Source organism: Arthrobacter sp. AZCC_0090, from assembly GCF_014207375.1.
Taxonomy (GTDB): domain Bacteria; phylum Actinomycetota; class Actinomycetes; order Actinomycetales; family Micrococcaceae; genus Arthrobacter.
In genome coordinates this window covers 127,105-150,712 of sequence record NZ_JACHEE010000005.1, presented here as the reverse complement: position 1 = coordinate 150,712, position 23,608 = coordinate 127,105, and the positions used below count along the sequence as shown (strand labels likewise).

The window sequence follows — 23,608 nt, the reverse complement described above, 5'->3', positions numbered from 1 at the left end:
CACCTTTGCTTTCAAAGGTGAGCGAGCGTTTGGGTTTTGGCGCCCATAGGTGAGCGAGCGTTGGAGGGGAGGCGCCGCTAATAGACTGGTGCGGTGACTTCGCAAGGCTCCCTGAGCTCCCTCGCCGCTGCCCGGATCGCCGTCAAGGCGCTGCTCGACGGCGGTGTGCGGCACGTGGTGGTCTCTCCCGGTTCGCGCTCGGCACCCATGGCGTATGCGCTGGCCGAGGCCGAAGCGGCCGGGAACGTCCGGCTCCTGGTCAGGATCGACGAGCGCTCTGCCGGTTTCACGGCCCTTGGCCTGGCCCTGTCCACGGGAGCCCCGGCGGCCGTCCTCACCACCTCGGGCACCGCCGTCGGGAATCTTCTCCCCGCGGTCATGGAGGCCAACCACGCCGCCGTGCCCCTCGTGGTCCTTTCAGCCGATCGCCCGGCCGAGCTCCACGGCACCGGCGCCAACCAGACCACCATCCAACTGGACCTCTTCGGCGAGCACGTTCGTTTCGCCGTCGACATCGCCGCTGGCAGCAACCCGCGGAGGGCCGTCGAGACTGCCATCTATGCTGCAACGGGCGCCCTTGAAGACACGCCCCCCGGGCCGGTGCAGCTCAACCTGGCGTTCCGCGAGCCTCTGGTTCCGGAACCGGGCGAGGCGCTGCCCGCCACCAAGGGACACGGAGTTTTCCACTACGACTCCGGTCCCCAGCCACTGAGCATGCCCCCCGCTCCCGCCGAACTAGCGGAACGGCGGACGGTGGTTTTGGCGGGGCACGACGCCGGTCCGGTCGCCGAGGCGTTCGCCCGCGCCCACGGCCTTCCGTTGCTGGCCGAGCCGTCGTCCAACGCGCGCTTCGGTCCCAACGCCGTCGGGCCGTACCGCCTCATGTTGGACAACTTCGGGCGTGGCTCTGCACTGCCGATCGAGCGGGTGGTGGTCTTCGGTCGGCCTACGCTGTCGCGGCCCGTCGCCTCTTTGTTGGCCCGCGGAGACCTTCGCGCCGCCATGTACGAGCCCGTTCCTGTGGCCTGGTACGAACACGGCCGGCGCAGCGAGGAACGCTTTGATTCGCTGACTGAGTTGGCTGGCTTCGCTGGCCGTGGCTCGGATGAGTGGCTCGACGCCTGGCTCCTGGCCGGGGCCGCAGCCCAACGCGCGCTCGACGGCATCCTCGAGGCGGAGCAGGCAGCCAACGGACCCGCCGTGGGAGCCACCGTTTGGAAACACGCGCGCGGACAGCTGGTCCTGGGCTCCTCCAACGGCATCCGCGACGTCGACCTCGCCGGACAGCCCAGCCCCGAGCCCCTCGCTACGGTGTTCGCGAACCGTGGCCTCGCCGGCATCGATGGCACCATCTCCACGGCAACCGGAATCGCCCTTGGCGCAGGCCGCGAAACCACCCTCCTCCTGGGCGACGTCACCTTCCTGCACGACGCCGGTGGCCTGTTCCTTGGAGCCGGAGAACCAGGACCGGACCTCCGCATCGTGGTCCTCAACGACGCCGGAGGGGGCATTTTCGGCCTCCTCGAGCACGGCAAGGTGGAGGACGACGGCGGCTACGGCACCGCCGTCGAGCGCCTCTTCGGCACCCCGCACAGCGTCGACATTGCAGCGCTGGCCGCGGCATACGGCGTCGGGCACACTTCGGTGCGTACGACGGCGGAGCTCGCCACGGCGCTTGCCGCGCCTTTGAAGGGGCGCAGCATTGTCGAGGTACGCACTGACCGTTCCGAGCTGCGTCCATTGCACGCGCGCATCAAGGTAGCAGTGGCCGCGGCGGTGTCCCAGGTGCTGCTCGGGGCGTAGCGCAAAAATGCCTAGCGACACACAAAATGCCCTGCGCAGCTGGAATTCCAGCCGCGCAGGGCATTTTGCGTGTCGGCAGCCCGAACCTACAGCACGCGGCTGAGGAATTCCTTGGTGCGTGCGTGCTGGGGGTTGGCGATGATTTCGCGGGGGTCGCCCGATTCCACCACCACGCCTCCGTCCATGAAGGTCAGGCGGTCGCCGACTTCGCGGGCAAAGCCGATCTCGTGGGTCACCACGATCATGGTCATGCCGGACTTGGCCAGATCCTTCATCACGTTCAGCACATCGCCCACGAGTTCGGGGTCAAGGGCGGAGGTGGGTTCGTCGAAGAGCATCAATTCCGGTTCCATGGCCAGGGCCCGGGCGATCGCGACGCGTTGCTGCTGGCCACCGGAAAGCTGTGCCGGGTAATGGTTGGCTCGGTCAGCCAGGCCCACCCGGTCCAACAATTCGAGGGCGGCCTTCTTGGCGACTGCCTTGTTCTTGCCCTTGACCTGCACGGGAGCTTCCATGACGTTGTACAGCGCGGTCTTGTGCGGGAACAGGTTGAAGCGTTGGAAGACCATGCCGATTTCCCGGCGCTGCGCGGCGATTTCCTTGACCTTCAGGTCGTGGAGACGGCCGTTGACTTCGCGGTAGCCGATCAGCTGGTCACCGACGGAGATGCGACCTGCGCTGATGGTTTCGAGCAGGTTTACGCAGCGGAGCATCGTGGACTTGCCTGAACCAGACGGGCCGATGACAACGGACACCTCGCCCTGGTTAACTGTCAGGTCGATGCCGCGAAGGACGTGGTGGGGACCGAAGTACTTGTGGAGGCCTTCGATCCGTACCAGCGGTTTCTGGGTGGTGATCGTCATTTCGCCTCCTCCTCGGGGAATTCCATCTTCAACGACGGCTCTGCTTCTGCGCTCGGTGCCACTGCCGCGGCAGCCTTGGCAGCTGCGGGGTTGATGAGGGCCGGAGCCTGGTTGGTATCCACGCCCTTGCCGTAATACTTCTCGATGTAGTGCTGACCCACCATGAGAAGACTGGTGACCAGGAGGTACCAGAAAGCGGCAATGATCAGGAGAGGGATGGGTAGGTAGATCCGGTTGGCCAACGCGTTGGTCGCGAAGGTCAGATCGAGCGTGAACGGCACGGCCAATACCAGGGAGGTGGTCTTGAGCATACCGATGGTCTCATTACCGGTGGGCGGGACGATGATGCGCATGGCCTGCGGCAGGACGATCCGCCACATGATCTTTCCCTTGCCCATGCCCAGGGCTTCGGCGGCCTCGGTCTGGCCCTTGTCCACGGACTTCAGGCCGGCCCGGAAGATTTCGGCCAGGTAGGCCGATTCGTTCAGGCCCAAGCCCAGGATGGCCGGGATGAGGCCGTGGGTTGGGTCCGAGAGAACGTAGCTCACGAGTTGAGGGCCAAAAGGAATCCCGAGGGAAATCGTGGGATAAAGAACCGTGACTAGTCCCCAGAAGAGAAGCTGTGTGTAAACCGGGGTGCCGCGGAAAAACCAGACCCAGAGCCAGCTTGTGTAGCGCAGGACCGGGTTGTCGGACTGGCGCATCACGGCCAGCAGGATGGCCAGAACGATCGCCAAGACCATTGCCGCGACCGTCAGCAGCAGGGTCCAGCCCACGCCCTGGACGACCTTGACGTCCAGGATGTAAGTCCCGACCACGTCCCAGCGGAAGTTGGGGTTCGTGATCGCGCTCTGAATCATAAGGATCACGGCGCCAACAACGATGATGGCGCTGATCCAGCGGCCCGGATGCCTGACCGGCACAGCGTCGTTCAGCACCGGCGCTGCGTGGCCTTGTTGATGATGATCCATCTGTGCACCTGATTTGTTATCGGTGGCGGGAATACTCAAGACTTGACCGCCGGGTTGACCTCGGACTTGGTGATGGCGCCTTCGGCGTTGCCCCAGCCAGTGAGGATCTTCTTGTAGGAGCCGTCAGACATGAGCTTGGTGAGGGTCTTCTGGATGACATCGGCGAGGGCGGTGTCAGACTTCGCGACAGCGATTCCCTGGGGAGCGGCGTCGTAAACGTCGCCGAACCGCTCGAGCTGGCCGTTGGTCTGGGTCAGGGCGTAACCGATGATGGGGGAGTCGGCTGCCATGGCGTCGATGCTGCCGTTGACCAGCCGGGTGGTGACGTCGGTCTGGTTCTTGAGCGTCACGATGTTGATCGGCTGCTTGCCGTCAGCTGCGCACTTCTTGTTGCGGCCGGAGAGATCCGGGTCTTCCTGAACGGTGCCGGTCTGCACGCCGATGGACTTGCCGCAGATGTCATCCAAGGAGAACTTCTTCGGGTTGCCCTTCTGCACGGCCCAAGCGGTGCCGGCGTTGAAGTAGCTGACCATGTTGACGGCGCCGAGACGCTCAGGGTTGATGGTGAAGGACGAGATGCCCAGGTCGTACTTGGGGCCGAGGGCCGGGAGGATGCCCGTGAATTCGGCGGTCTGCACCTGGACCTTCAGGCCAAGGGTGGCGCCGATCGCCTTGGCGATGTCGACGTCGTAACCGACCGGGGTCTGGCCGTCGGTTCCGAGGAATTCCGCAGGAGCATACGTCGTGTCCGAGCCGACGGTCAGTGTGCCCTTGGACTTGATGGCCGCGGGGACCAGTGCAGCCAGGGTGTCGTCCTTGGTGATAGTGCTCGGGTCAAAGCTTGCATTGGCACTGCCGGAAGGCGAGGCGGCGCTCGACGGGCCCGCCTCTGAGGCGTTGGTGCAGGCAGTCAGTGCCAGGGCGCCGATTGCGATGATGGTTGCAGCCTTGAGCGTCGAACTGACCGGAAGCGAACGGAATTTCTGCATTTTCTTACCTTTTGTTGCAGTGGATGCGAAACTAATCGGTTCATAGTGTAGCGCCGAACATGAGATGTGCGTCACAGAAAACTAAGTTTTACTATTGGATAACCTACCAAGCAAAAAATCAAGCCCCCTGCCACGGCTACTGTCTCGCACCCCAGACATCCGCCAGGGGTCGGTAGGAACGGAATCCTGGAGTTGCAGGCTTAGCGGCTGATACCCAGCGACTCAAGCATCGGCCGGAATTTAGCCCACGTCTCGGCCAGCTCAGCCTCGGGAACGGAGCCTTCGACGATCCCGCAGCCCGCATAGAGGCGCACGGTGTTCGGACTCTCGATGATTGCACCACGAAGCGCGATGCCCCACTCCCCGTTGCCCGCGGCGTCGAGCCATCCGACCGGTCCCGCGTAGGGGCCTCGATCCATGTGCTCAAGCTCCCGGATCAGTTCCCCGGCAACCAAGGTAGGTGTCCCGCACACGGCGGCCGTGGGGTGAAGTGCGTTGATCAGGGCCAAACACGTAGGGACATGTCCCTCGATATCGGCGAGCTCGGCCTTCACATCCGATGCCAGATGCCACACATTGGGCAGCTCCAGGATGAATGGTTCGCTGTGGGCGTTCATGGCTTCGGAGAACGGTGCAAGCTGCGTGGTCAGCGATTGGATGGCGATCTCATGCTCATGCCGTTGCTTCTCGGAACCGGCCAGCACCCGTTCGGCGTATTCCATGGGGGAGCCGTCCATCCCCACAGCGTCACGGCGGTCCAACGTCCCGGCCAGGACTCGCGCCTGCGCAGTCCGGCCCTCCACCTGGATGAGCATTTCCGGCGTCGCACCCACCAAGCCGTCGACGCCGTATGTCCAGCATTCGCGGTATCGGCTGGCCAGCTGCCGGAGCACCTGGGCGGCGTTGACGCCGTCGGGCAACGTTGCCACAACATCGCGGGCGAGGACGAGTTTCTCGAGCCTTCCCGTCCGGATTTCCGTCACGCCGTCCGCAACGGCCTGCATCCAGTCGGCTTCGCTCAGTGAACCGCTCTCCAGCGTGACCTTCCCGTCCCCCAACTGACTCGCATTTGTTGTCGTTATGAGCGTTCTAAACGACAACAACTGCGAGTTAGTTGGGTGCCCGACGCCGGAGCCTCCCGCCGCCGTAAGCTCGCCGTCCTCTGACTCGCGTTCCTCTGACTCACCGTCCGCGGGGCTGAGCCAGCCCGCGAGTGCGGTGAGGGCGCCCGCCTCGGTGAGTTCGACGTCGTCGAGCGTTAACTGGGTGAGCCATGACTGCCCATCCCGGATCCCGACCACGATTTCTGGAAGGATCAGGCGCGATTCAAAGGGGGAGGTCTTGGAGAATGCAAAGGAACCAAAGGCCACGGGGCCGGTGCCGGGGATCTCAAGGGGATCTGTGATGTCGGCCTCAATGACGAGATGGCGCCACCAGATATCGGCCTCAAGAAAGCGATCGGGCCCGGTGGCAGTGAAGCGTTCGAGTTCGCCAAAGCCCACCAGTCCGTTCTCGCGGCGGGACCAGCACAGGACGTCGTCCCGGACCAGAAACGACGGCAGCCCCCCGGAGGATGAATCAACATCGAGGGGGACTGTCAAAGTGCGGAGCGTGCTCGTCATGATGGAACAACATTACTCCCGCGGGCAAGGGGAGCCGCGTCGGCTGGCAGGAACTCCAGACGGAAACCCGTGGCGCCCCAAGGAGAACCCGCGCCGGCACGGAGTGCCCCGAAAGTTCTTCCCAAATTTGTCTGAGACAATTGCAGGGTGAACCGAGCATCCTTGGAAAAGCGTCCGGACGAAGTTGCGACGATGTTTGACGATGTCGCCCCCAAATACGACGTCGTCAACGATGTCCTGTCCATGGGGCAGACCCGGCGTTGGCGCCGCGTCGTCGTGGAAGCGATGGATGTTCGGGTAGGCCAGAAGGTCCTGGATCTGGCTGCAGGTACGGGCACCTCCAGCGAACCGTATGCCGACGCCGGAGTGGATGTTGTGGCTTGCGATTTCTCGCTAGGGATGCTCAAGGTTGGCAAGCGCCGCCGCCCGGACATCAACTTCGTTGCCGGGGACGCCACCAACCTGCCGTTCGCGGACAACTCCTTTGACGCGTGCACCATTTCATTCGGCCTGCGCAACGTCAACGAACCGCACAAGGCCCTCGAGGAAATGCTTCGCGTCACCAAGCCGGGCGGACGACTGGTCATTGCCGAATTCTCGGCCCCCGTAGTGCCCCTCTGGCGGACCATGTACACCGAATACCTCATGCGTGCGCTGCCGGCCATCGCCACCAAGGTCTCCTCCAACCCGGACGCGTACGTGTACCTTGCCGAGTCCATCCGCGCTTGGCCGGACCAGGACCACCTGGCCGCCTGGCTGCAGGAAGCCGGCTGGACCGACGTCAACTACCGCAACTTGAGCGGCGGCATTGTGGCCGTGCACCGCGCCCAGAAGCCCGGGGCTGAACACAGGGAAAGCGTCCCTGTGGCCAAGCTGCGCCGCCAGATCAAGCCGCGCCGCCAAGCCGGCGATCAGTCCCGCTGACCGGCTCATTAACAAGGACGCTGTGAACGTACTCATTGTCGGCGCAGGACCAGCCGGGTCCACCGCCGCGTACTACCTTGCCCAGGCTGGCATTGCCGTCACGGTGCTGGAAAAGACCAGCTTTCCTCGCGAAAAGGTCTGCGGCGACGGCCTCACTCCGCGGGCGGTCCGCGAAATCCAGAAACTCGGCCTCCGGCACGCCGAAGACGAGGGCTGGCGCCGCAACAAGGGGCTCCGCCTGATCGCCGGTGGCCGCACCATTGAGCTGCCCTGGCCCGAGGTCGCCGATTTTCCCACGTACGGGCTCATCCGCACCCGCCTCGGATTCGACGAAGAGCTGGCCCGGCACGCGCAGGAGTCGGGCGCCGTCGTGCTTGAACGCCACAGTGTCACCGAAGCCCTGCGCGACGACGCCGGGCGGGTCATCGGCGCACGGGCCGCACTCCTCGACGAGTCCGGACGAAAGACGGGCGAAACGCGCGACTTCCATGCCGACGTCGTCCTCGCCGCAGACGGAAACTCCACCCGCACGGCCGTTTCGCTCGGTATGCACAAGCGCGACGACCGCCCGCTCGGTGTCGCCGTCCGCACCTACTTCAGTTCGCCCCGCCACGACGACGACTGGATGGAAGGCTGGCTTGAGCTCCCCGGCAAGTCCGGCAAACCGCTGCCCGGCTACGGTTGGGTGTTCGGCGTCGGGGATGGCACGTCCAACGTTGGCCTCGGAATCCTGAACTCCTCCAAGGAATTCGGCAAGCTCGACTACAAACAAGTCCTGCGCGAGTGGACCGCCGGAATGCCCTCCGAGTGGGGCTACACGCCCGAAAACCAGGTGGGGGAGATCCGCGGCGCCGCCCTGCCTATGGGCTTCAATCGCACCCCGCACTACTCGCCGGGGCTCATGCTCCTGGGGGACGCTGGCGGCATGGTTTCTCCGTTCAACGGCGAGGGCATCTCCTACGCCATGGAGTCCGCCCGCTTTGCGGCCGAGTTCATCATTGACGCGTCCTCGCGCTCCCGTTCCGCGGGATGGACGCACGACGACGCCGACGTGCACCTTTCTCGCTACGCGGACTACGTGCGGGACCAATGGGGTTCACACTTCACCCTGGGACGCATCTTTGCGGCGCTCATTGGCAAGCCCGCCGTCATGAAACTCGCACTGCGAACCGGCATGCCCGTTCCGGTGCTGATGCGCTTGGTGGTGAGGATGCTCGCCAACCTCACGGATGCCTCCGCCAAGGGTTTCGAGGATCGCGTCATCCGCGTTCTCGAGATGCTGGTCCCGGCCACCTCCAACACCACGTCCACCGCCGCATCAACCCGCGCCGGCACCGAATCAACGCTTTCCACCGCGAAAAGTTAGGGTTAACCCGTGACTCACTCTGCCGAACACAGTTGGACGCACGCCGGGCACGGCCTGCCGGACACTGTCGAACCCGCTCCCACCACCACCGCGATCGCCACGGGCCTGCAGCTTCCTGCCGGTTTTGCGGCGATCGCCAAGGATGTGGAACTGGGTCCTGCCATCACCACCAACCTTGCCCGCGTGGAAAAGAAGCTCCGCGAAGCAATCGCCAACTCGGATCCACTGGCTGACGCAACGTCGCGTCACCTGGTGGAAGCCGGCGGCAAGCGCATCCGCCCGCTGTTGACTCTCCTGTGTGCCCACCTCGGCGACGCCTCCCGCCCGGAAGTGGTCCAAGCCGCCGTCGTGGTTGAACTGACGCACCTCGCGACGCTCTATCACGACGACGTGATGGACTCCGCTCCCTTCCGCCGCGGCGCCCCCACAGCCCATGAAGTCTGGGGCAACTCGGTGGCAATCCTCACCGGCGACCTGATCTTCGCCCGAGCCTCGATCCTGGTGTCCGAGCTCGGCTCGCGTGCCTTGGGAATCCAGGCCCGCACCTTCGAACGCCTGTGCCTTGGCCAATTGCACGAAACCGTAGGCCCGCGTGAAGGCGAAGACGCCGTAGAGCACTACCTCTCCGTCATCGCCGACAAGACCGGATCCCTGGTTGCTGCCTCCGGACAACTCGGTGCCATCTTCGCGGGTGCGGACGAGGCTTTCGAGGACGTGCTGGTGGAATACGGCGAGAAGGTGGGCGTGGCCTTCCAACTGGCCGACGATGTCATTGACGTCACCGGCGTCAAGGTCAAGTCGGGCAAATCCCCGGGGACTGACCTCCGCGAAGGCGTGCCGACCCTGCCCGTTTTGCTGCTCCGCAAGGCCGCCGACAATGGCGACCACTCCGCCGTCGAACTCTTGAAGCTGGTGGACGGCGACTTGTCCTCCGATGAGGCGCTGGCGCTGGCTGTCGCCGGGCTGCGTGAGCATCCCGTCACCGCCGAATCGTGGGTCATTGCGCGTCAGTGGTCCGCGGAAGCCATCGAGGCCTTGAAGCCGCTGCCCGAAGGCGTGGTCAAGGAATCGCTCACGAACTTCGCCCACGCCGTGGTGGAGCGCGCCAGCTAGTCCCCACCGCCACCCTCGCCTCGCAAGTCCCCACCGGCTCCCAGCCTTCGCAAGCTCAGGCAGGGGCCCTCGCCGGTGGGGCCCCACGGCCAGGGAACCCTGGCGGCGTGGGCCCACGCCGTTGTTGTCGTTTTGACCCGTCATAACAGCAACAACTGTTAGCTAGTTGGGCGGGGACGCACTTAAATGCAATGGCCCCGGTTCCTTGCAACGCTACGAGTCACGCGCTGCAACGAACCGGGACCATAATCTCCGTTCGCATCAGACTCACCGGAGGCATTTAGTGAATCCGGTTACAGCATATGACAGGTTTGTCACGGGTGCAACTTTATCGGTCAAGAGATTTTCCGGGTTTTGCGTTGGCCATCGCGTTCCGTCCTGACCCTCCAAATCAGCGTTGACAAATGGGGTCCACAATGGGTCACTGAGCTTGCTCAAACGAGGTGTCTACACGATCGAGGGCTCCGATCCGGACATCGTTGCCGCGTTCCAGGCGAATGGCGTCTTGACCTGTGTTTCGGCTGGTCGTTTCTACAATTTGTGGCAATTGCAAGGGCCAAGAAGTGTTCGAAAAACCGAAGCCCTCCATCTAAGCTGCGGTAGTGGTCTTGCGCGGGACGGTGTGGTGGACCACTCACGGTGTGCCCACCCGAGGCATCCATACCTCCCGTGGCCGGACTGGCTGATGTCCTCGTCCACGCCCTGAGATGCCTGCCGGAACTGGAATCGTTGGTGATGCTCCAATCGGCGGTAAGCCGGGGATTGATCACTGCTGAGTTCCTCAAGAAGAAACTGCAAGGCAATCGCAACGGAGCAGCCCGGGCCGTATTGGATCTCGCGTTACCCAGGGCCGATTCTTTGCTCGAGGTGCTAGCACATACGCATTTCGTCCGGGCGGGACTCCGGGTCCGAATGCATGTGGAATTGGCTGGCGTGGGTGAGGTGGACTGCTTGATCAACGAGTGTCTTGTGGTGGAACTCGACGGCCGTACGCATTTGGAGCCGCGGCAGGTCAAGAAGGATCGATACCGCGACAACGCCAGCATGGGGGGGTGGGCTCTTGGCGTTGCGCTATTACTACGAGGACGTGGTCCACCGTCCTGAAGAGATGGTCAACGAGGTCTTGGCCGTATTGCGGCACCGGGAAGTCGGCCACTTCGCCCCGGCGCGTTACTGGCCTGGGTGGGTGCCGGCGTCGTAATCCAGACCGTGATCCAACGGACAGCGCGCCGTACTGACCTTCTTTGGCGCGAAAAAAGCCGCGACACACCCTGAACAAGGCGTGTCGCGGCCCTTCGAAATTCAAACAGGGTCAGGAAAGCTCCGGCCCCGTGAAGCAACCCTAGTCTTCGTCGCTGAAAGCCCAGTCGAACATGTCGAACACGAACTCGGAGAACGTGCCTTCTTCGGACTTCCACTGGCCGCGGGCGTTATTGCGGCGCCAAACGATCGGATCCGGGACGCCGAGGTCGCCCACGCGGAAGCCCCAGGTGAACTGTTCTTCCTCGTCCTCGAGGAACATGAGGAAGCCTTCGTCGTCCACTTCGAGTTCCTCGGGGTCCCAGAAGTAGTGGTAGGCCTCCATGAGGTCTTCGCAGCCGCCGATCGCGAGGTAGAACTCACGCAAGACCATGGGAATGGTGAACGAGTGTGCGGACAGGGCCTCATCCAGTTCAGAGGCCGTCAGGCCGTCTTCTTCCTGCCATTCGTCCTCGAGATACTTCGGTACAAGCGCGCGGAACTTCTCGAGGAACATGTCAGTCATGCTCCCATCCTAGCTAATCGCGGACACGTGAATCGGCGCCCGATGAGACCCCAGCGCGATGCCATCCGCGGACCGCCAAGGGCACCCGCCAACCGCGGCGCCAAGCCACCACCCGGAACCCGAAAACCAAGACGGCAATCAAGGCTGCCGTCAGCCCGTTGAAGGCTCCCATATTCCAGAGCAACGCCGTCAATGCCGCGCCAGTGATGGCCGGCAAGGCGTAAAGATCCCGGGCGTTGAAGAGGGTAGGGATTTCGTTGGCCGTGATGTCTCGAAGCAGGCCACCGCCCACGGCCGTGGTGACGCCCAACAGGATTGCAGCCACCGGATTCATCCCAGCAGCTAGCGCCTTGAGTGTCCCCGTGATGCAAAACAAGGCCAGGCCGCCGGCGTCGAACAGGGTCAAGAGGGAAGTAAAGCGTTGGATGCTCGAGAACAGGAAGTACACCAGCATCGCGGCTAACAGCGGCGGCAGCAGATAGACCGGGTTGGTGAACGCCGCGGGCGGCCCGGCGTTGATGATGATGTCGCGGATAACACCGCCGCCCAGGGCCACGAGCGAGGCCAAAAGAAGCGAGCCGATGATGTCGAACTGCTTCTTCGCCGCCAGCAATGATCCGGACACCGCGAAAAAGAAGACGCCGGCCAGGTCAAGCCACACCAGCGCGAGGTCAAAAGTGAACAAATGCGGCTCCATTCTTCGTTCACAGTCGGGAGATCATGCGTGCCCAACGTTACGCTTGCACCCATGAACAGCCCCGTCTTGATCGCGTGCGCCCACGGAACCCGGAACGTCGAGGGGCAGGCCGCCATCCGCCAGGTCATCGCCGAAATCGAGGCCCTCCGGCCTGGCCTGACCGTTGTTGAGGCCTACGTGGACGTCCAGGAGCCTGAGTTGGGCGGCGTGGTGGCGGGCCTTCCGGAAGGTACGCCCGCCGTCGTCGTTCCCTTGCTGCTCAGCACCGGCTACCACGTCAAGGTGGACATCCCCAAGGCGATCAAGGGCCGGCCCGAGGTGTCCGCGGCACCGCCGCTGGGGCCGGATCCGCGGCTCGCCGAACTGCTGGCTGCGCGGCTGCGGGACACGGGATTGAACGACGACGACGGCGTCCTCCTCGCCGCCGCGGGCTCGTCCCTGCCGGACGGTTCCGTCGATTCGGAAGAGCAGGCGCGCCAGCTCGCCGAGCTGCTGCCGAACAAGGTGCGCGTCGCCTATGGCGCCAGTGCCGAACCGAACGTGCCCGACGGTGTTGCGGCCCTGCGCGCCGAAGTCACCGAAGACGGCGGCCGGGTCATTGTGTCCTCGTACCTGCTCGCCACGGGCTACTTCCACGACCAGCTGTCCGAGGCCGGGGCCGACGTGGTGACGGCACCGCTGCTGCCCTCTCCGGTCCTCGCGGAGATCGCCCTGGAACGCTACGACGCGGTGGTTGCCGCGCGCTCCTGAGCTGTTCTTCGGAATGCACAGCGCGGCCAGGTGGACAAGGCCCCTCGGCGGTTCGTGACGAAATGTTTCCCTAGGTGACTCTTCGTTTCCGGACCCTTTGTTACGCCTCTCCGGCCAGCCCTACAGTCGATGCATGACTGATACAGCTCTAGCCGGAGCGTCTGCGGACGAGGCTGCACCCAAGCGCCCGGCCCGCACCGCCCGTCCTGCCGCGAAACCCCACGGCCAGTGGAAAGTCGACGGCACCGCGCCGCTCAACGCCAACGAGACCTGGAAGCAGGAAGACAACGGGCTGAACGTCCGTGAGCGTATCGAGTCTGTCTACTCCAAGCACGGCTTCGACTCGATCGACGGCACGGACTTGCACGGCCGCTTCCGCTGGTGGGGCCTCTACACCCAGCGCAAGCCCGGTATCGACGGCGGCAAGACCGCCACGCTTGAGCCGCACGAGCTCGAGGACAAGTACTTCATGCTGCGCGTGAGGATCGACGGCGGTGCGCTCACCACCGAGCAGCTACGCGTCATCGGCCAGATTTCCGTGGACTTCGCCCGCGGCAGCGCGGACCTGACCGACCGCCAGAACATCCAGCTGCACTGGATCCGCGTGGAGGACGTGCCGGAGATCTGGCGCCGCCTCGAAGCCGTCGGCCTATCGACCACCGAGGCTTGCGGCGACGTCCCGCGTGTCATCCTGGGCTCCCCGGTTGCCGGCATCGCCAAGGACGAGATCATCGATCCGACGCCGCTGATCAACGAACTCGCGGAGCGCTTCATCGGCGACCCCGAGCTTGCCAACCTGCCGCGCAAATACAAGACCGCCATCACCGGCCACCCCTCGCAGGACGTTGTCCACGAGATCAACGACTTCGGCTTGGTGGGCATGGTCCACCCCGAACTCGGCGTTGGCTATGACCTCTGGGTGGGCGGCGCGCTGTCCACGAACCCCATGCTGGCCAAGAGACTCGGCGCGTTCGTGAAGCCTGAGGAAGCCGCCGAAGTGTGGCTCGGCGTCACCAGCATCTTCCGCGACTACGGCTACCGCCGCATGCGCACCAAGGCCCGCCTGAAGTTCCTCCTGGCCGACTGGGGGCCGGAGAAGTTCCGCCAGATCCTGGAAGACGAATATCTCGGCTTCAAGCTTTCCGACGGCCCCGCTGCCCCCAAGCCTTCAACTCCAGGCGACCACGTTGGCATCCACGAGCAGAAGGACGGCAAGTTCTTCATCGGCGCCACGCCGCTGGCCGGTCGCTTGTCCGGTAGCCAGCTCGTGAAGCTGGCGGACACCCTGGAAGCCCACGGCTCGCAGCGCCTGCGCACCACCCCGCACCAGAAGATTGTTGTGCTGGACGTTGCCAAAGAGCAGGTGGAGCCTCTCGTCGCCGAATTGGATACCCTGGGCCTCTCCGCCCGCCCGTCCGTGTTCCGCCGCGGCACCATCGCCTGCACAGGCATCGAGTTCTGCAAGCTGGCCATTGTGGAAACCAAGGTCACCGCAGCTACTGCCGTTGCTGAGCTGGAACGCCGCCTTGCGGACCTCGCGGACAGCGGCCAGCTGCCCCAGGCACTGTCCCTCCACATCAACGGTTGCCCGAACTCCTGCGCTCGCATCCAGACTGCGGACATCGGGCTCAAGGGCATGATGCTGCCAACGCCCGACGGCGATCCCACCCCCGGCTTCCAGGTCCACTTGGGCGGCGGGCTGGCTTCTTCCAACCGCGAAGAAGCAGGCCTCGGACGCACCGTGCGTGGCCTCAAGGTTTACGTCGAGGACCTGCCCGATTACGTGGAGCGGGTGGTCCGGAAGTTCGTGGCCGACCGCGCCGAAGGCCAGACCTTCGCTGAATGGGCACACTCCGCTGATGAAGGAGATCTCCAGTGACATCCACCGTCAACCTTCGCTCCCACGATGAACTGAAGGCCCTCGCCGAAGCCGGCGCGGGCGAGCTCGGTTGGAACGCGCCGGCCCGCGACGTCATCGCCTGGGTGGCCCGCAACTTTGAACTGCCCGCCGTCGCTGTGGCCTGCTCGATGGCCGATGCCGTTCTGCCCGCCCTCGTGGCGGACCAGTTTCCCGGCGTCGACGTTCTCTTCCTGGAGACCGGCTACCACTTCCCGGAAACCCACGCTACCCGGGATGAGGTCGCCGCGAACCTGCGTGTGAACATCGTGGACGTGCTCCCGGAAAACACCGTGGAACAGCAGGACCGCCTTCTCGGCAAGGACCTGTTCGCCCGGGACGCGGCCCAGTGCTGCGCGCTCCGCAAGGTCCAGCCGCTGCGCCGGACCCTCGCCGGCTACGAAGTGTGGTTCACCGGCGTTCGTCGCGACGAAGCCCCTACCCGGACCAACACGCCGCTGATCACGTGGGATGAGGCCAACGGTCTGGTCAAGGTCAACCCGATGGCGGACTGGAGCTTTGACCAGTTGGTCCAGTACTCCGAAGACAACATCCTTCCCGTCAACCCCCTCCTGAGCCAGGGCTACCCGTCCATCGGATGCCAGCCCTGCACCAGGAAAGTGGCCCCGGGAGCGGATCCCCGCTCCGGCCGCTGGGCAGGAACCGACAAGACAGAATGCGGACTACACGTATGAGTACCCAAATCACCAACGAGGACACGGAGCTGTCAGTGCTGGAAAAGGACCTTGCTGAGACGCCGGTTGCCGCCCAGCGCGTGGCGGCGGAGCGCCTTTCCTCCCTCGACACCCTTGAGTCCGAAGCCATTCACATCATCCGCGAGGTTGTTGCCGAGTTTGAGAAGCCCGCGCTGCTGTTCTCCGGCGGCAAGGACTCCGTGGTGATGCTGCACCTAGCTACCAAGGCCTTCTGGCCGGGCAAGGTTCCGTTCCCGGTCCTGCACGTGGACACCGGCCACAATTTCCCCGAGGTCATCGACTTCCGTGACCGCACGGTGGAGCGCCTGGGTTTGAAGCTCGTGGTGGGCTCCGTGCAGGAGTTCATCGACCGAGGCGAACTTGCCGAGCGTGCCGACGGCACCCGCAACCCGCTGCAGACCGTGCCGCTCCTGGATGCCATCCAGCGCAACAAGTTCGATGCCGTCTTCGGCGGCGGCCGCCGCGACGAGGACAAGGCCCGTGCCAAGGAACGCATCCTGAGCCTGCGCGACGAGTTCGGCCAGTGGGATCCCCGCAACCAGCGCCCCGAATTGTGGAACCTCTACAACGGCCGCCACACCGTGGGCCAGCACGTCCGCGCGTTCCCCATTAGCAACTGGACCGAGCTGGACGTGTGGCGCTACATCGAGCGCGAAGGCATTGAGCTGCCCGGCTTGTACTACGCCCACGAGCGCGAGGTCTACGAACGCGATGGCATGTGGCGCGCAGTCGGTGAGGTTTCCATGCCGAAACCAGACGAGGAAGTGTTGACGAAACTCGTGCGTTACCGCACCGTAGGCGACATGTCCTGCACCGGCGCCGTCCTTTCCGACGCCCGCACGGTTGCCGACGTCGTTGTCGAAGTTGCCGCATCCACCCTCACCGAACGTGGCGCCACCCGCGCAGATGACCGCATCTCCGAGGCAGCCATGGAAGACCGCAAGAAGGACGGCTACTTCTAATGAGCACTGAGACTTCACTCCTGGAGACCGGGCTGCGCGAATCCACGTTGTTCCGCTTCGCCACGGCTGGATCCGTCGACGACGGCAAGTCCACCCTGGTGGGCCGCCTGCTGCACGATTCCAAGGCGATCCTTGCCGACCAGCTCGACGCCGTCGCCCGCACTTCGGCGGACCGTGGCTTCGGCGGAGCCGGTGCAACCGGCAGCCAGGCGATCGACCTCGCCCTCCTGACCGACGGCCTTCGTGCCGAGCGGGAACAGGGCATCACCATCGACGTCGCCTACCGCTACTTCGCCACCGACCGCCGCAGCTTCATCCTGGCGGACTGCCCCGGTCACGTGCAGTACACCAAGAACACGGTGACCGGCGCGTCCACTGCGGACGCCGTCGTCGTACTCATTGACGCCCGCAAGGGAGTCCTTGAGCAGACCCGCCGGCACTTGTCCGTGCTGCAGTTGCTGCGCGTGGCGCACGTGATCGTCGCTGTGAACAAGATCGACCTCGTGGACTTCAGCGAGTCGGTCTTCCGCGAGATCGAGACTGACGTGCAGAAGGTTGCCCGTGAGCTTGGCTTGGGCGCCGATGGAATTGCCGATCTCGTGGTCATTCCGGTGTCGGCGCTCGATGGCGACAACGTGGTGGACCGCTCGGACCGTACGCCGTGGTACAGCGGCCCGGCACTGCTCGAAGTCCTGGAAACCCTTCCGGCCGCCGACGAGCTCGAAAGCCACCTGGAGAGCTTCCGCTTCCCGGTCCAGCTGGTCATCCGCCCGCAGGGCGCGCTGGCTCCCGATGCCATCGCCTCAGGGCTCGACGTCGGGGCGTACCGCGATTACCGTGCCTACGCCGGCCAGATCACGGAAGGGACCGTGAAGCTCGGCGACAAGGTCACCGTCCTGAGCCCGGGCCATGAGCCCCGGATCACCACGGTGACGGGGATCGACTTCGCTGGCAGCGAGCTGGCCGAGGCCACGGCTCCGCAGTCCGTGGCGATTCGCCTGGCCGATGAAATCGACATCGCCCGCGGTGACACCATTGCCGCAGCGGGGACGGTGCGAGAGAGCTCGGCCGATCTGTACGCGGCGCTGTGCTGGCTCTCGCCCAAGCCGTTGCGTGAAGGTGCCAAGGTGCTCGTGAAGCACGGGACCCGCACGGTCCAGGCGCTCGTGCGCAATGTGACGGGCAAGCTGGACCTGGCCACGTTCAACGTGGAGGCTGCCTCCAGCCTCGAGCTGAACGACATCGGGAACGCCCAGCTTCGGCTGGCCGCTCCGCTGCCGTTGGAGAACTACTTGCACCACCGCCGCACGGGCGCGTTCCTGGTGATCGATCCCGTGGACGGCAACACGTTGGCCGCCGGTTTGGTGAAGGACCACCCGGGCGACCACGAGGACGAACGTTACGTCATCTGACGTTGCTGGTCACTGGAACCGCAGCTTGTTTCCCAGACCCCGCCTTCAAGGCCCGGGATGGGAAACAAGCTGCGGTTTTTTGTGCTGGAGACGCCCCCAATTGTGACGCCGCATGAACCTGCGTGACCCCGGGTTTCCGGGTCATTGAACGGCAAATATGACAGTCCCTATGGTGAATCCATGACCTCTTCGGATTGGTCCTTGCCTGCCCACTATGGGCGATGTCGCAGGGCCTGACAACCCGCCCTGCCCCTTCCGCAACGCATCCCAAGGATTCCCCATGTCAAAGACCCCAGAACCCACGCCGCCCGCCTCGAACCCGGGAACCACCCGCATCGTCGCCGGCGAGAGCACCAAGCCCAAGCGCCGCCGCACGCTTGAGATCGGCATCGCCGCCGGCGTCGTCCTGCTGATCGGTGCCGGCGCCGCCGTCGCATCGGTGGTCGCGAAGAACAACGAAACCCAGCCTGCGGTGGCCGCGGCCTCGACGTCGCCTGCCACTGAGCTCAAGCTCGGCTACTTCGGCAATGTCACCCACGCCCCGGCCTTGGTGGGCATCAGCAAGGGCATCATTGCCAACAAGCTGGGCAGTACGAAGCTCACCACCCAGGTGTTCAACGCCGGACCGGCCGCCATCGAGGCCCTCAATGCCGGCGCGATCGACGCCACGTACATTGGCCCCAACCCCGCCATCAACTCCTTCGTCCAGAGCAAGGGGGCATCCATCAGCATCATCGCCGGTGCCGCCTCGGGCGGAGCCCAGCTGGTGGTCAAACCCGGTATCAACAGCGCCGCGGACCTCAAGGGCAAGACCCTCGCCACACCGCAGCTCGGCGGCACCCAGGACGTGGCGCTGCGCGCCTGGCTTGCCAAGCAGGGCCTGAAGACCAACCCGAACGGCGGAGGCGACGTCGCCATCAACCCGACGGAAAACGCCCAGACCCTCAAGCTCTTTCAAGACGGAAAGCTCGACGGAGCGTGGCTGCCCGAGCCGTGGGCCTCACGGTTGGTGCTCCAGGCTGGCGGCAAGGTCTTGGTGGACGAGAAGGACCTGTGGGAGAAGGGCCAGTTCCCCACCACCATCCTGATCGTCAGCAAGAAGTTCGCCGCCGAGCACCCCGAGACGGTGACAGCCCTGCTCCAGGGCCACGAGGCCTCCGTCAAGTGGCTCAACACCGCCTCGGCCGGGGATAAGGCAACCGCAATCAACGCCGCACTGAAGGCGACCGCAGGCAGCACGCTCCCGGCCGACGTCATCGACCGCTCGCTGAAGAACATCACCTTCACCGTGGATCCGCTGGCCGGAACCTACAAGAAACTTCTCCAGGACGGGGTTGACGCCGGCATCACCAAACCGGCCGACATCAACGGGATCTTCGACCTCCGCGCGCTCAACAGCGTCACCGGACAGAAGACGTCGGCCTCAGGACTGGGCCAAGACTGAATTGACTGGCAGTTGTTGTCGTTTTGATCGCTCATAGCGACAACAACTGCCTGGGCCCACGCCGCCAGGGTTCCCTCGCCGAGCTTGCGAGGCGAGGGTGGCGGCGGGGATCAGTTGGGTGCACATTCAACAACGAAGCAACAAACGAAGGACGGGACCATGCCAGTCGTACTGGAACACCTGGGTAAACGCTTCGGCGACGGCGCCCCGGTGCTGGACGACGTCAACGCCACCATCGAGCAAGGCGAGTTCGTCGCCCTGCTCGGCGCGTCCGGCTGCGGTAAATCCACCCTGCTGAACATCCTTGCGGGACTGGACCAGCCGACGTCGGGCGCTCTGGAGGTGCCCAGCGACGGCGCCGCCTTCATGTTCCAGGACTCTGCCTTGTTTCCGTGGCTCACGGCCCGGGGCAACATCGAACTCGCGCTGAAACTCGCCGACAAGTCCGGCCGCACCAGCAAAGCGTCGCGTGCTGCCCGTGCAGGCGAACTGTTGGACCTCGTCCACTTGGGTGGTGCGGGGGACAAACGCCCGCACGAGCTCTCCGGCGGCATGCGGCAGCGCGTCGCACTGGCCCGCGCTTTGGCCCAGGACCGGCAACTGCTGCTCATGGACGAACCGTTTGCCGCGCTCGATGCCATCACCCGCGACCTTCTCCACGACGAGCTGGAGCGGATCTGGAAGGAGACGGGCCGCACCATCGTGTTCGTGACCCACAACGTGCGCGAAGCCGTCCGGCTCGGGCAGCGGGTACTCCTGCTGTCCTCCCGTCCGGGACGGGTTGTGGCCGAATGGAACGTCACCGAGGAACATCGGACCGACGCCGGCCGTGCCGGGGAACTGACCGGAACCATTACCCGCCGCCTGCGCGAGGAGATCCGCCGCCATGCCAATTGAACAAGAAACGCGACTCGTCGCGGGAGAGACTGCGGAGAACGCCGCTGAGGCCGCAACAGAAGCAGCCCCGCAGTCCCGCCACATCACCTCGCCGTCCCTGAAGGGAAACCCGGACGAACTCCGGGACCTCGAGGCCGGCTTGGACAAGCTGCAGTCGGACGCACACCGCAAGGCGCGCATCGACTGGACCCGGATCATCCTCCCGATCGCGGCGCTCCTGGTGCTCATCCTGGCGTGGCAGTTTTACGTCTCCCTCGGTTTCAAACGCCGAGACCAGGTTCCCGGCCCGCTTGATGTCTTGGGCCAGTTCGGTGCTCTTTGGGCCGAAGGCAAAGCCCAGGAAGCCGTCTGGACCTCGCTTCAGCGCGGCGTCATCGGGTTCCTCATTAGCGTTGCCGTGGCCACTCCGCTGGGCCTGCTCCTCGCACAGGTGCAACCGCTGCGCCGCGCCTTTGGCCCACTCATCTCCGGACTCCAGGTACTGCCGTCCGTGGCTTGGGTTCCCGCCGCCATTATCTGGTTCGGACTCTCGGACGGGACTGTGTATTTCGTCGTCCTGATGGGCGCCATCCCCTCCATCATCAACGGTCTGATTTCCGGCGTCGACCAGATTCCGCCGCAATACCGCAGCGTGGGCAAAGTCCTCGGAGCATCCCGGATCCAGATGGCCTTGCAGATTGTCCTGCCGGCGGCTCTTCCCGGCTACCTCGGCGGGCTCAAGCAGGGCTGGGCTTTCTCGTGGCGTTCGCTCATGGCCGCCGAAATCATCGCGGTGGGCGGAACCATTGGCTTCGGGCTCGGTTCGCTCCTGGACCAGGGCCGCACCCTGTCCGACATGGCCACGGTCATGTCCGCGATCCTGGCTATCCTGTTCGTGGGCATCCTGATCGAACTGCTGGTGTTCGCGCCGATTGAGCGCCGCCTCCTGCTTCGCCGTGGCCTGCTGGCGGGGAGCACGCGCTAAGGAATTCCCCGGACCGCCCCGTGGTTGATGCGGGCATGAAACGAATCGGTTTTCTCTCCTTCGGCCATTGGGGGCCCGTCCAAGGCTCGCGCACTCCTTCGGCAGGCGACGCCTTGCTCCAGGGGATCGACTTGGCCGTCGCGGCGGAGGAGCTCGGTATCAACGGAGCCTTCTTCCGCGTGCACCACTTTGCACGCCAGCAGGCCTCGCCGTTCCCCTTGTTGGCCGCCATCGCGGCCCGGACCAGCCGGATCGAGATGGGAACCGGCGTGATTGACATGCGCTATGAGAACCCTCTGTACATGGCCGAGGAAGCAGCGGCCACGGACCTCATCAGCCAAGGCAGGCTGCAGTTGGGCATCAGCCGTGGTTCACCCGAGCCGGCGGTGCACGGCGCGCGGTACTTCGGCTATGAGCCTGCCGAGGGTGAGGACGACGCGGCCATGGCCCGCCGCCACACCGCCGTGTTCCGCCACGCCATCGCAGGACACGGCGTGGCCGAAGCCGATCCCTCCTTCATGGGCGGCGGACGCGGCCTCCTGCCGATCCAACCGACATCGCCGGGGCTGCCGCGGCGCATCTGGTGGGGTGCTGGCACGCGCAAGACCGCCGTCTGGGCCGCGGAACAAGGCATGAACCTCATGAGCTCCACCCTGCTCACCGAGGATACCGGGGTCCCCTTCGACCAGCTCCAGGCGGAGCAGATCGCCATGTTCCGGGAAGCCTGGGCCGCCGCCGGGCACGGTTTCGAACCGCGCGTTTCGGTCAGCCGCAGCATCATTCCCGTGGTGGACGCCGAGGACGAACACTATTTCGGGCTCCGCGCGCAGGTGGAAAACCGCGACCAAGTGGGCATGCTCGACGGCGCCCTGTCGCGTTTCGGGAAGAGCTACGTCGGTGCGCCCGATACCTTGGCGGAGGAACTCGCGAAGGACGCCGCGGTCCAGGCCGCCGACACCGTGCTGGTCACCGTGCCCAACCAACTCGGGGTGGACTACAACGTCAAGCTGCTGGGAAACATCGCCAAATACGTGGCCCCGGCGATCGGCTGGGAAGCGCCCGCAGCGCGAGCGTAATGTGACGCAGGGTTACCTAGCGTGAACTGGTGTTTCCGGACCTTTGAAGCATGTTACGGCCCGGCCCTACAGTTTTTTCATGGCAATACAGGACATCTACCCCACAGCCCTGCGGCTGCTTGGCCGCCCGGTGCTGGTGGTGGGCGGCGGACCCGTGGCTGCGCGACGCGCCAAGGGACTGCTCGACGCCGGTGCCCGGGTGACCGTGGTGGCTCCCGTTGCCTCTGACGCGCTCCGCGAACTCGCCGGCTCGGGCCTGCTCACCTGGGAGCCGCGCGCTTACCTTTCTTCCGACGTCGACGGCGTCTGGTTCGTTCAGACGGCCACTGGCGTTGCCGCTGTTGACGCCCAGGTAGCCGCCGACGCCGAGGCGCAGCGCATTTGGTGCGTCAACGCCTCGGACCACGAATCCTCGGCAGCTTGGACGCCAGCCGTCGCCGTTGTGGACGACGTGAAGATCGCGATCAACGCCGGGGGAGATCCCCGCCGTGCCATGGCCTTGCGCGACGCCGTTGCTACCGCACTTGAGACGGGAGACTTACCGCTCCGCCGTCGTCGTGCTTCCACCGGAAGCGTCGCCCTTGTTGGCGGCGGTCCTGGAGACTCCGGACTCATCACAGTCCGCGGCCGTCGCCTCCTGGGCCAGGCCGACGTCGTGGTCGCCGACCGTCTTGGACCGCGCGACTTGCTGCAGGAACTCGCTCCGGACGTCCGCGTGATCGAGGTCGGAAAGACCCCCGGGCACCACCCCGTTCCGCAACTGGAGATCAACCGCATCCTGGTGGAGGAAGCACTTGCCGGCCACCGCGTGGTCCGGCTCAAGGGTGGCGACCCCTATGTCCTGGGCCGGGGTGGCGAGGAAGCGGAATTCTGCCGGCAGAACGGCGTCGAGGTTGAAGTGGTTCCCGGTGTGACTTCGGCGATCTCCGTGCCCGCGGCAGCAGGCATTCCCGTGACACACCGTGGACTCGCGAAGGGCTTCAGCGTGGTGACCGGCCACGAGGAACTGTCCGAGGTTCCGGCCCGTCCCGACCACACCGTGATCCTGCTCATGGGTGTGGCCAAACTTCGCGAATCCGCGGCTGCCCTCGCTGACTCCGGAATGCCCTTGGACACGCCGGTGGGTATCGTAGAGAACGGCTACATGCCCGAACAGCGCGTCACGATCGGCACCCTGGCAACCATTGCCGAGCAAGCCGAGGCCACCGGCGTCGCAAATCCCGCGGTGATTGTGATCGGCGATGTGGTGCGCGTGAGCCCCTTCGCCCCCGAGCATTTCAAGACCGCTGACTACAGCACCCTGACCCCCAACAAGCCCCGCGTCGTTACCCCCTAGCCCCTCACCCAACTAGCTCGCATTAGGTGTCGTTTTGAGCC

20 protein-coding genes are annotated in these 23,608 nt (G+C 64.9%); 14 read left to right on the top strand and 6 right to left on the bottom strand.

Going from position 1 to position 23,608, the window contains the following annotated elements:
* The first annotated feature begins 93 nt into the window (after positions 1-93).
* Positions 94-1,803 (top strand): 2-succinyl-5-enolpyruvyl-6-hydroxy-3-cyclohexene-1-carboxylic-acid synthase, encoded by a 1,710-nt coding sequence (gene menD / locus HNP00_RS09905; protein WP_184738492.1) that lies wholly within the window; start codon positions 94-96, stop codon positions 1,801-1,803.
* Between the two features lie 86 nt (positions 1,804-1,889).
* Here the strand turns inward: menD and HNP00_RS09900 are convergent, their stop codons facing one another.
* From HNP00_RS09900 to HNP00_RS09885, 4 genes are all read right to left on the bottom strand, one after another.
* Positions 1,890-2,666 carry an amino acid ABC transporter ATP-binding protein gene (locus HNP00_RS09900; RefSeq protein ID WP_311770546.1) on the bottom strand — a complete coding sequence of 259 codons (777 nt, stop codon included), beginning with the start codon at positions 2,664-2,666 and terminating at the stop codon, positions 1,890-1,892.
* The gene (locus tag HNP00_RS09895; RefSeq protein ID WP_184738490.1) at positions 2,663-3,637 is read right to left on the bottom strand and encodes an amino acid ABC transporter permease; all 975 of its coding nucleotides are present in this window, start codon (positions 3,635-3,637) and stop codon (positions 2,663-2,665) included. Before HNP00_RS09895 ends, HNP00_RS09900 begins: the two co-directional genes overlap by 4 nt.
* 35 nt (positions 3,638-3,672) lie before the next feature.
* Positions 3,673-4,626: an ABC transporter substrate-binding protein gene (locus HNP00_RS09890; RefSeq protein ID WP_184738488.1), complete on the bottom strand. Its 954-nt coding sequence runs from the start codon at positions 4,624-4,626 to the stop codon at positions 3,673-3,675.
* Positions 4,627-4,826: 200 nt separating this feature from the next.
* On the bottom strand, positions 4,827-6,248 hold the full coding sequence (locus HNP00_RS09885) for an isochorismate synthase MenF (RefSeq protein WP_184738486.1): 1,422 nt from the start codon (positions 6,246-6,248) through the stop codon (positions 4,827-4,829).
* Positions 6,249-6,395: 147 nt separating this feature from the next.
* Between HNP00_RS09885 and HNP00_RS09880 the strand changes: the two genes are divergently transcribed.
* From HNP00_RS09880 to HNP00_RS09870, 3 genes are read left to right on the top strand one after another with little or no spacing between them, the layout of a single operon-like run.
* The gene (locus HNP00_RS09880; protein WP_184738484.1) at positions 6,396-7,172 is read left to right on the top strand and encodes a demethylmenaquinone methyltransferase; all 777 of its coding nucleotides are present in this window, start codon (positions 6,396-6,398) and stop codon (positions 7,170-7,172) included.
* 22 nt (positions 7,173-7,194) lie between these two features.
* Complete coding sequence (locus tag HNP00_RS09875; protein WP_184738482.1) at positions 7,195-8,538, top strand: geranylgeranyl reductase family protein; 1,344 nt, start codon at positions 7,195-7,197, stop codon at positions 8,536-8,538.
* 9 nt (positions 8,539-8,547) lie between these two features.
* Complete coding sequence (locus tag HNP00_RS09870) at positions 8,548-9,651, top strand: polyprenyl synthetase family protein (protein WP_184738480.1); 1,104 nt, start codon at positions 8,548-8,550, stop codon at positions 9,649-9,651.
* A gap of 1,342 nt (positions 9,652-10,993) precedes the next feature.
* On the opposite strand, the gene HNP00_RS09865 is transcribed toward HNP00_RS09870, so the two are convergent.
* Entirely contained in the window at positions 10,994-11,416 is a 423-nt protein-coding gene (locus HNP00_RS09865; protein ID WP_184738478.1) for a hypothetical protein, read from the bottom strand.
* A gap of 13 nt (positions 11,417-11,429) precedes the next feature.
* On the bottom strand, positions 11,430-12,101 hold the full coding sequence (locus tag HNP00_RS09860) for a trimeric intracellular cation channel family protein (RefSeq protein WP_260404883.1): 672 nt from the start codon (positions 12,099-12,101) through the stop codon (positions 11,430-11,432).
* A 63-nt stretch (positions 12,102-12,164) separates the two neighbouring features.
* On the opposite strand from HNP00_RS09860, the gene HNP00_RS09855 reads away from it, so the two are divergent.
* The 10 genes from HNP00_RS09855 to cobA all read left to right on the top strand — a co-directional run bounded on the left by HNP00_RS09855 (position 12,165) and on the right by cobA (position 23,567).
* Positions 12,165-12,863 carry a sirohydrochlorin chelatase gene (locus HNP00_RS09855; protein WP_184738474.1) on the top strand — a complete coding sequence of 233 codons (699 nt, stop codon included), beginning with the start codon at positions 12,165-12,167 and terminating at the stop codon, positions 12,861-12,863.
* 133 nt (positions 12,864-12,996) lie between these two features.
* Positions 12,997-14,742: a nitrite/sulfite reductase gene (locus HNP00_RS09850; RefSeq protein ID WP_184738472.1), complete on the top strand. Its 1,746-nt coding sequence runs from the start codon at positions 12,997-12,999 to the stop codon at positions 14,740-14,742.
* Positions 14,739-15,455 (top strand): phosphoadenylyl-sulfate reductase, encoded by a 717-nt coding sequence (locus tag HNP00_RS09845; protein WP_184738470.1) that lies wholly within the window; start codon positions 14,739-14,741, stop codon positions 15,453-15,455. Before HNP00_RS09850 ends, HNP00_RS09845 begins: the two co-directional genes overlap by 4 nt.
* A complete protein-coding gene (gene cysD, locus HNP00_RS09840; protein ID WP_184738468.1) occupies positions 15,452-16,438 on the top strand; it encodes a sulfate adenylyltransferase subunit CysD in 987 nt (328 codons plus the stop codon). The genes HNP00_RS09845 and cysD overlap by 4 nt, the downstream gene beginning before the upstream one ends.
* Positions 16,438-17,850 (top strand): sulfate adenylyltransferase subunit 1, encoded by a 1,413-nt coding sequence (locus HNP00_RS09835; RefSeq protein ID WP_184738466.1) that lies wholly within the window; start codon positions 16,438-16,440, stop codon positions 17,848-17,850. The genes cysD and HNP00_RS09835 overlap by 1 nt, the downstream gene beginning before the upstream one ends.
* Before the next feature lie 280 nt (positions 17,851-18,130).
* The gene (locus tag HNP00_RS09830) at positions 18,131-19,294 is read left to right on the top strand and encodes an ABC transporter substrate-binding protein (RefSeq protein ID WP_184738464.1); all 1,164 of its coding nucleotides are present in this window, start codon (positions 18,131-18,133) and stop codon (positions 19,292-19,294) included.
* A gap of 159 nt (positions 19,295-19,453) precedes the next feature.
* On the top strand, positions 19,454-20,191 hold the full coding sequence (locus HNP00_RS09825) for an ABC transporter ATP-binding protein (RefSeq protein WP_184738462.1): 738 nt from the start codon (positions 19,454-19,456) through the stop codon (positions 20,189-20,191).
* Complete coding sequence (locus HNP00_RS09820; RefSeq protein ID WP_184738460.1) at positions 20,181-21,155, top strand: ABC transporter permease; 975 nt, start codon at positions 20,181-20,183, stop codon at positions 21,153-21,155. The genes HNP00_RS09825 and HNP00_RS09820 overlap by 11 nt, the downstream gene beginning before the upstream one ends.
* A 35-nt stretch (positions 21,156-21,190) precedes the next feature.
* On the top strand, positions 21,191-22,231 hold the full coding sequence (locus HNP00_RS09815; RefSeq protein ID WP_184738458.1) for an LLM class flavin-dependent oxidoreductase: 1,041 nt from the start codon (positions 21,191-21,193) through the stop codon (positions 22,229-22,231).
* A gap of 79 nt (positions 22,232-22,310) precedes the next feature.
* A complete protein-coding gene (gene cobA / locus HNP00_RS09810) occupies positions 22,311-23,567 on the top strand; it encodes a uroporphyrinogen-III C-methyltransferase (protein ID WP_184738456.1) in 1,257 nt (418 codons plus the stop codon).
* The last annotated feature ends 41 nt before the right edge of the window (positions 23,568-23,608 follow it).